The sequence below is a fragment of the Janibacter anophelis NBRC 107843 genome, from assembly GCF_001570945.1.
Classification (GTDB): Bacteria; Actinomycetota; Actinomycetes; order Actinomycetales; family Dermatophilaceae; genus Janibacter; species Janibacter anophelis.
In genome coordinates, this window is the sequence record NZ_BCSQ01000012.1 from 54399 (window position 1) to 61540 (window position 7142).

The 7142-nt window shown below is 72.4% G+C and carries 9 protein-coding genes; 1 reads left to right on the forward strand and 8 read right to left on the reverse strand.

The window, feature by feature from the left end:
* Positions 1 to 32 precede the first annotated feature (32 nt).
* On the reverse strand, positions 33 to 656 hold the full coding sequence (gene sigE, locus JAN01S_RS04830; protein WP_068314491.1) for an RNA polymerase sigma factor SigE: 624 nt from the start codon (positions 654 to 656) through the stop codon (positions 33 to 35).
* Between the two features lie 67 nt (positions 657 to 723).
* Between sigE and JAN01S_RS04835 the strand changes: the two genes are divergently transcribed.
* Positions 724 to 1377, forward strand: a complete 654-nt coding sequence (locus tag JAN01S_RS04835; protein WP_068314492.1) for an O-methyltransferase — start codon at positions 724 to 726, stop codon at positions 1375 to 1377.
* Positions 1378 to 1385: 8 nt separating this feature from the next.
* On the opposite strand, the gene JAN01S_RS04840 is transcribed toward JAN01S_RS04835, so the two are convergent.
* The 7 genes from JAN01S_RS04840 to dapE all read right to left on the reverse strand — a co-directional run bounded on the left by JAN01S_RS04840 (position 1386) and on the right by dapE (position 7064).
* Positions 1386 to 1769 (reverse strand): hypothetical protein, encoded by a 384-nt coding sequence (locus JAN01S_RS04840; protein WP_240312325.1) that lies wholly within the window; start codon positions 1767 to 1769, stop codon positions 1386 to 1388.
* Positions 1742 to 3208 (reverse strand): leucyl aminopeptidase family protein, encoded by a 1467-nt coding sequence (locus JAN01S_RS04845; protein ID WP_068314496.1) that lies wholly within the window; start codon positions 3206 to 3208, stop codon positions 1742 to 1744. Before JAN01S_RS04845 ends, JAN01S_RS04840 begins: the two co-directional genes overlap by 28 nt.
* A gap of 71 nt (positions 3209 to 3279) precedes the next feature.
* Positions 3280 to 3456, reverse strand: a complete 177-nt coding sequence (locus JAN01S_RS16545) for a DUF3117 domain-containing protein (RefSeq protein WP_007923758.1) — start codon at positions 3454 to 3456, stop codon at positions 3280 to 3282.
* 133 nt (positions 3457 to 3589) lie between these two features.
* Positions 3590 to 4909: a putative hexosyltransferase gene (locus JAN01S_RS04850; RefSeq protein WP_244884753.1), complete on the reverse strand. Its 1320-nt coding sequence runs from the start codon at positions 4907 to 4909 to the stop codon at positions 3590 to 3592.
* Positions 4887 to 5189, reverse strand: coding sequence for a DivIVA domain-containing protein (locus tag JAN01S_RS04855; protein WP_068314500.1), 303 nt, complete (start codon positions 5187 to 5189; stop codon positions 4887 to 4889). Before JAN01S_RS04855 ends, JAN01S_RS04850 begins: the two co-directional genes overlap by 23 nt.
* A gap of 2 nt (positions 5190 to 5191) precedes the next feature.
* Positions 5192 to 5977: an LOG family protein gene (locus JAN01S_RS04860; RefSeq protein WP_068314503.1), complete on the reverse strand. Its 786-nt coding sequence runs from the start codon at positions 5975 to 5977 to the stop codon at positions 5192 to 5194.
* A gap of 10 nt (positions 5978 to 5987) precedes the next feature.
* Entirely contained in the window at positions 5988 to 7064 is a 1077-nt protein-coding gene (dapE, locus tag JAN01S_RS04865) for a succinyl-diaminopimelate desuccinylase (RefSeq protein ID WP_068314506.1), read from the reverse strand.
* Positions 7065 to 7142 lie beyond the last annotated feature (78 nt).

Below are 7142 nucleotides of genomic sequence, written 5' to 3' on the forward strand. Positions count from 1 at the left end.
CCTCGATTGTGCCTTGTCGAGCGGGTGCGCGATCACAGGGTGCCGGTCACCGGACGGGCCAGCGGGAAGCCGGACCCACCGCGACGGCGGCTGTCGGTGCGCGTCGACGGCGCGGGACGACGGTGGCTGAGGCTCTCGCGCAGCAGCGCGCGGCCGCGGTGGATGCGCGAGCGGACGGTGCCGAGCTTGATCTCGAGCGCCTCGGCGACCTCTTCGTAGCTCAGGCCCTCGATGTCGCACAGGACGACGGCGGCACGGAACTGCGGCGGCAGGGCGTCCAGTGCGCGCTGGACGTCGGCGTCGAGGTGGTGCTCGAGGTAGACCTGCTCCGGGCTGGCCGTGCCGCTGTGCAGGAGCGCGGCGAACTCGTCGGTCAGCGCGTCGAAGCGCAGCCGCTGCTTGCGGCGGGCGCGATCGAGGAAGAGGTTGGTCGTGATGCGGTGCAACCAGCCCTCGAAGGTGCCGGGCGTGTAGGCGTCGAGCGAGCGGAAGACCCGCAGGAAGACGTCGTGGGTGAGGTCCTCGGCGTCGTGGACGTCGCCGGTCAGTCGGTAGGCGAGGCGGTAGACGCGCGCGCCGTGCTCCTCGACGACCTGGGCCCACGTGGGCGGGACCCACTCGTCGGGGCTGGCGCTGCTCGCGATGTCGCTGCTCACCGACCCATCGTCGACGTCGAACCTGAAGGAAGCCTGTGATGCCGGCGCCGGACTAGGGTGGACTCCCATGACCGCCGCCCAGCTCAACAGCCACGCCTACGCCGAGCAGTTCGTCCCCGAGGAGGAGGCCTTCGAGTCGGCCCGACGCACCGGGACCGAGCTCGGGGCCGTGCCGATCGGCACCGGTGGTGGCGCGGCGCTGCGTCTGCTCGCGGCCGCCGTCGGCGCCCGTCACGTCATCGAGGTCGGCACGGGGGCGGGCACGTCGGGACTGTGGCTGCTCGACGGGATGCCCGAGGACGGCGTCCTGACCTCCATCGAGCTCGAGCCCGAGCACGCGCAGCGGGCGAAGCGGTCCTTCGCCGCGGCCGGCGTCGCGGCCCAGCGCACTCGCGTCATCACCGGTCGGGCCCTGGACGTGCTACCGCGGATGAACGACGCGTCCTACGACCTGGTCCACATCGATGCCGACAAGGAGGGCTACCCGGCGTACGTCGAGCACGCGATCCGGCTGCTGCGCCCCGGTGGCGTCCTCGCGATGGACAACATGCTCTGGCACGACCGGGTCGCCGACCCGGCGGTCCGTGACGCCACGACCGTGCTGCTGCGCGACCTCGGCAAGCAGCTGCGCGACGACGAGCGGCTCGTCCCGAGCCTGCTGCCGGTGGGTGACGGGCTCTTCGCCGCCGTCAAGCGACACCCGGGCGGTCGCGGTCGCTGAGCGACCCCTCAGGAGACTCCGGGGCCGGGGCCACGGCGGAACTGCGCCGGTCCCTCGGCGATCGCGACGACCTCGAAGGGCGTGATCTCCGTCGGCGCGGAGCCGATGATGCGGCTGCCGGCCGAGTCGGCCGCCGAGGTGGTGAACTCGTCGCAGAAGGCGTCGCGGTCCTTGGCAGCGTCGAAGACGTAGGTGCCCTCGAACCACTGCCCCTCGACCATGCGCCAGGTCTTGAAGGCCAGCCCGTCGAGGAACATGAAGTTGGCCATCGAGGTGCCGACGACGTACTCGCGCAGTTGCGCGGCGACGTCCTGCGGCGCGTCGGTCAGCGACCAGCGGACGGCGAGTCCGTATCCAGCGTTCATCATGATCCCCTCGGGCCCGTGAGCCACGACAGCAGTGTCCGGGCACCGTAACCAGTGGCTCCGACGCTGAGGAGCCCCGTGTCATCATCCGAACGCCCCGGACCGGCGATGTCCAGGTGGGCCCAGCGCCGCTCGCCGACGAACTCCTGCAGGAACAGGGCCGCGGTGACGGCCCCGACCTTGCCCGGGGCGTTGTCGAGGTCGGCGACGTCGCTGCGCAGGTACTCGCGGTACTCCTCGTGCAGCGGCAGCCGCCAGTACGGCTCCCCCACCGCGGCGCCGGCCTCGGAGAGCTCCCCGGCGAGCGCGTCGTCGGGGGTGAAGAGCGCGGCCATGCTGCGGGCGAGCGCGACGCGGGCCGCGCCGGTCAGGGTCGCGACGTCGACGAGGACGTCGGGCTCGAGGTGGTCGTCGGCGTAGGCGAGCGCATCGGCCAGGACGATGCGGCCCTCGGCGTCGGTGTTGGTCACCTCGACGGTGCGGCGCCCGCCGTACGGGGCGATGACGTCGCTCGGGCGGTACGAGGCCTCACCGAAGGTGTTCTCCGCCAAGGGCAGCAGCACCGTCAGGTGCACGGGCAGCTCCAGCGCGGCGACCGCGTCGATGACCGAGAGCACGACGGCCGAGCCGGACATGTCCGTGCGCATCGAGACCATGCCGGCGGCCGGCTTGACGTTGATGCCACCGGTGTCGAAGGTGATCCCCTTGCCCACGAGGACGACGTGCGGGGCGTCCCCCTTCGTCCCGTGGGTCAGGCGCACGAGGCGCGGCGGACGGGTCGACCCGCCACCGACGGCGAGCAGCCCACCGAAGCCCTCCGCGACGAGCCGATCCTGCTCCCAGACCTCCATCTCGAGGCCGCGGCGCTCGGCGACCTCGCGGGCGCGCTCGACCATCCACTGCGGGTCCTTGAGGTTGGACGGGGTGTTGGCCAGGTTGCGGGCGAGCAGGCTCGCAGCCGTCACCGTCGTGACGTGGTCGAGGTCGAGCGCGGCGTCGCCGGTCACGACGACGGTCGCGCCCGCCGGTTCCAGCCCTGCGACGGGGCCCTCGGGACCACGGCGCGCGGAGCGGTAGCCGCCGAGGACGAGGCCCTCGACGAGCGGCCGCAGGTCCGGGGCAGAGGCGGCGACGACGACCCGGGCGAGGCCGGCCCCGGCGCGCCCGACCCTCGCGCCGAGCCGGCGCAGCGCGTCGGTGTCGGCCGGCGTCGCGACGCCGACGACGCGGGCGATGGACCGGGAGCCCTCGGGCCGGGTGAGGTCGACGAGCTCGTCGCCGGTCAGCAGTGCCTCGGCGTCTGCCGGCAGCTCCACACCCATCTCCGCGAGCGGCGCCAGGTGGGCGGCGTCGACGACGAGGAGGTCGATGCCCCCTTCGCCCGTCGCGTCCGCGAGCGCGGACGAGAGGTCCGGGACGCTCGTGAGGTCGGTGGTCGGTGGGGACAGCAGGTCGATGTCTGGCACGGGCCCGACCCTACCGACCGCAGGCACGCGAGAACCCCCGGACGGTGGTGTCCGGGGGTTCGTCGAGTGGGTTACTTCTGCAGGCCCTCGCAGTTGTCGATGGCCTCGCCGAGGGCGAGCACCTCGTCGGGCTTCATCTCGACGACGAGCCGACCGCCACCCTCGAGCGGCATGCGCAGGACGATGCCACGTCCTTCCTTGACGACCTCGAGCGGACCGTCCCCCGTGCGTGGCTTCATTGCCGCCATGTGCGTTCCCTTCGATCAAAACCGACCGGTGTCTGACCAGTCGGCGGCGCGCTCGCGCCGACGCTGGCCTCCATTATCCACCCCCGCGCGCCCGTCGTCCTAATCGCCTCCTCCACCACGACCGGGCAGCCGATCACGGCGGCGTGACGTGCCACGGCACGTACGGCAGCAGCCCGCACGACCACGCCAGCACCCCGACCACGAGCACGCCGAGGACGACCAGCGCGCGCCGACGCCAGTGCCGCACGACCCGGCCACCGGTGGAGGTGCGCATCGTCACCGACGCGACCAACGCCGCGAGCGGGAAGTCGAGCAGCAGGAAGCGCCACATGCTCGTGATCGGTCGCACGACCGCGAAGAGGTAGAGCGGGTACATCAGCGCCCACATGCGCACCTCGAGGGGGATCCACGCCCCGTGGCGCCCGATGACGAGCGCCAGGTAGGTCGCGACGAGCGCGACCATGACGACGACGGCGAGCAGGCCGCGCTGCTCCCACGCCCAGCTGAACCACAGCACGAAGGGCCCCTGGTCGGGGCGCTGGCCCCACGCCGCCTGCACCCGGAAGAAGGCGTCGGGCAGGCCCGACAGGTAGCCCACCGTCACCGGCCACGCGACCCCGGAGATGCCGGTGGCCAGGCACATGACGGCGATCCGGATGCGGTCGTGGGCGAAGGGGGCCGTGCCGCTCTCCCGCTCCTCACGCCAGCGCAGCCACAGGTGGGCGAGCACGGCCAGACCGAGCGGCGCGGCGACCCCGCGGGTGAAGCCGAGCAGGAGGGCGATCGCCGCGACGGCCAGGTAGCGGCCGCGCATGAGCATGAGCAGCGCGCCGGCGATGAGGGCCGCGGCGAGCGCCTCGGTGTACGGCAGGAGCATCACCCCCGTCGCCGGGTAGAAGCACCACAGGGCGGCAGCGACGAACGCGAGGCGCTCGCGCGCGGGCTGGCTGGCGGCGTGGCCGGGAAAGCTCAGCACCTTCCACACGAGCAGGGTCGCGACGGCGCCGAGCACGAGGTTGAGGACGACGGCCGAGGCGGTGAAGCCGAGGCCGGTGTACATGATGAGTCGGACCAGCCCGGGGAAGAGCGGGAAGAAGGCCCACGCGCTGTACGTGATCTCCCCCGACTCCGGGTCGGCGGGAAGGGGGATGGGGTAGCCGTCGGTGACGATCCGCCGGTACCACTCGGTGTCCCACAGGCGGAACATGTCGGGCAGCCCCGGCTCGAGGTGGCCGACGCCGGCGGGCGACTGGTAGTAGTGCGCCGCGACCCAGATGGCGAGGAGCGCGACGAGGCGACTGACCGCGTAGATGACCAGGAGGGCGCGCACGGGGTGCGCCAGCGCCGTCCGGGCGAGCTCGGACCGCCCCTCGGAGGTGAGCCAGCGGCGGGGGCGGGCGGCGCCCCCTTCGTCGGGGGTGGTGTCGGCGTCAGCCGAGGTCGGTGCCGTCATCACGCCGCTCGCCGGGGACGTCGCGCTCCTCCAGCTCGGCGATGCGACGCTGGAGCTGGTCGAGGACGTCGTCGACCTGGTCCATGCGGTAGCCGCGCAGCGCGGTGTCGAAGCGCACGATGTCGATGTCCTCTGCCCGCCAGTCCCGCTCGGGCAGCCCGTGGTGCGGGGCCGTCCCGACGGCCGGCGCCATCGGGTCGGGGCTGAGCCGCCCCGTCAGCACGGCCGCGAGGACGATGACGACGAGGACGGCCACGAGGGCGAAGAGGATCCAGACCATGGCTACTCCGGCTGCTTCGGCGTCTCGGGGCGCACCCGCGCCGACTCGCGCTTGAGGTACTCGACGGCCTCGACGAGATCATCGGTCACGTACAGGCGGTCGATGTCGTCGGCGCTGATCATGCCGCCCTCGAGGACGGAGCCGCGCAGCCAGTCGATGAGGCCGGACCAGTAGCTGGTGCCGATGAGCACGATGGGGAAGCTCGTGACCTTGCCCGTCTGCGCCAGCGTCACGGCCTCGAAGACCTCGTCGAGCGTGCCGAATCCACCGGGCAGCACGACGAAGCCCTCGCTGTACTTGACGAACATCGTCTTGCGCGCGAAGAAGTAGCGGAAGTTGATGCCGAGGTCGCAGTAGGGGTTCAGGCCCGCCTCGAAGGGCAGCTCGATGCCCAGGCCCACGCTCGTGCCGCCGGCCTCGCGGGCGCCGCGGTTGGCGGCCTCCATCGCACCGGGGCCGCCGCCCGTGATGACGGCGTACCCGGCCTCGACGACGAGGCGCCCCAGCTCGATGCCCTGCGCGTACCCGTCGGAGTCGGGCTTGGTGCGGGCGCTGCCGAAGATGCTCACGGCCGGGCCGAGCTCGGCGAGCGCGCCGAAGCCCTCGACGAACTCCGCCTGGATGCGCAGGACGCGCCACGGGTCGGTGTGCAGCCAGTCGGCGTGCCCACGGTCGTCGAGCAGTCGCTGGTCGGTCGTCGACTTGGGCACCTGGCGGCCGCGCATGAGCACGGGTCCCTTGTGGTACCACCGGTCGCTGGCTGGCTGCTGGTTCCCCTGGTCGGTCACGGTCGCGACCCTACGCGAGCCAGCGCAGCACGGCCTGCTCCGCCGTGGTGATCTGCTCGACCGGGCACCGCTCCTCGTCGTGGTGGGCGAGGTTGGGGTCGCCCGGGCCGAAGTTGACCGCCGGGATGCCCAGCGCGGAGAAGCGGGCGACGTCGGTCCAGCCCTCCTTGGGGCCGACGGGCACGTCGAGGGCGGCGACGAAGGCCTGCGCCGCGGGCAGGTCGAGCCCCGGCCGGGCCCCCTCGGCGACGTCGCGCAGGTGCAGCTCGCGACCGGGCAGGACGGACTGGACGTAGGCGAGCGCGGTCTCGGTGTCCTTGTCCGGCGAGAAGCGATAGTTGATCAGGACGCTGCAGCTGTCGGGGATGACGTTGCCGGCGATGCCACCGCTGATGCCGACGGCCTGGAGGGCCTCGTGGTAGTCGAGGCCGTCGACGGTGACGGTCTGCTCCTCGTGGGCGGCGAGCGCGGCCAGGACCTCGTGGGCGTCGTGGATGGCGTTGTGGCCGTTCCACGGGCGGGCGGAGTGCGCGGCGATGCCCTTGGTGACGACCTCGACGCGCATCGTGCCCTTGCAGCCCCCTTCGACGGTGGCGTTGGTCGGCTCGAGGAGGACCGCGAAGTCGGCGGCGAGCAGGTCCGGGTCGGACTCGGCGAGCAGCTGCAGGCCGTTGTACACCGCGTCGACCTCCTCGGCCTCGTAGAAGAGGAAGGTGACGTCCCGGCTCGGCTCCTCGATGAGCGCGGCCTTGAGCTGGACGGCGACGCCCCCCTTCATGTCGACGGTCCCCCGACCCCACAGCACGTCGACACCGCCGACCTGCTCGCGGCGGGTCGGCAGGTTGGCCGGGTCGGTCGTGAGGGGCACGGTGTCGATGTGCCCGGCGAGCACGACCCGCTCGTCGCGGTCGAGGTGGGTGCGGGCGATGATCGTGTTGCCCCGGCGCTCCACCTCCAGATGACGAAGGGGGGTCAGCGCCGCCTCGATCGCGTCCGCGATGGCGGCCTCGTCGTGGCTGACCGACTCGATGTCGCACAGCTGCTGGGTGAGGGTGACGACGTCCGCGGTGAGGTCCAGGCCAGGCATGCGCGCCAGCCTACGTCCCCCCACAAACTGTGGCTGGCTACACCTCCGAGGGTCAGCCACAGCACGTGGTGTGGCTGA

Coding starts and splice junctions, on each gene's coding strand:
- JAN01S_RS04855 (WP_068314500.1), bottom strand. CDS start 5,189: ATGGTCTGGATCCTCTTCGCCCTCGTGGCCGTCCTCGTCGTCATCGTC.
- JAN01S_RS04835 (WP_068314492.1), top strand. CDS start 724: ATGACCGCCGCCCAGCTCAACAGCCACGCCTACGCCGAGCAGTTCGTC.
- dapE (WP_068314506.1), bottom strand. CDS start 7,064: ATGCCTGGCCTGGACCTCACCGCGGACGTCGTCACCCTCACCCAGCAG.
- JAN01S_RS04850 (WP_244884753.1), bottom strand. CDS start 4,909: ATGACGGCACCGACCTCGGCTGACGCCGACACCACCCCCGACGAAGGG.
- JAN01S_RS16545 (WP_007923758.1), bottom strand. CDS start 3,456: ATGGCGGCAATGAAGCCACGCACGGGGGACGGTCCGCTCGAGGTCGTC.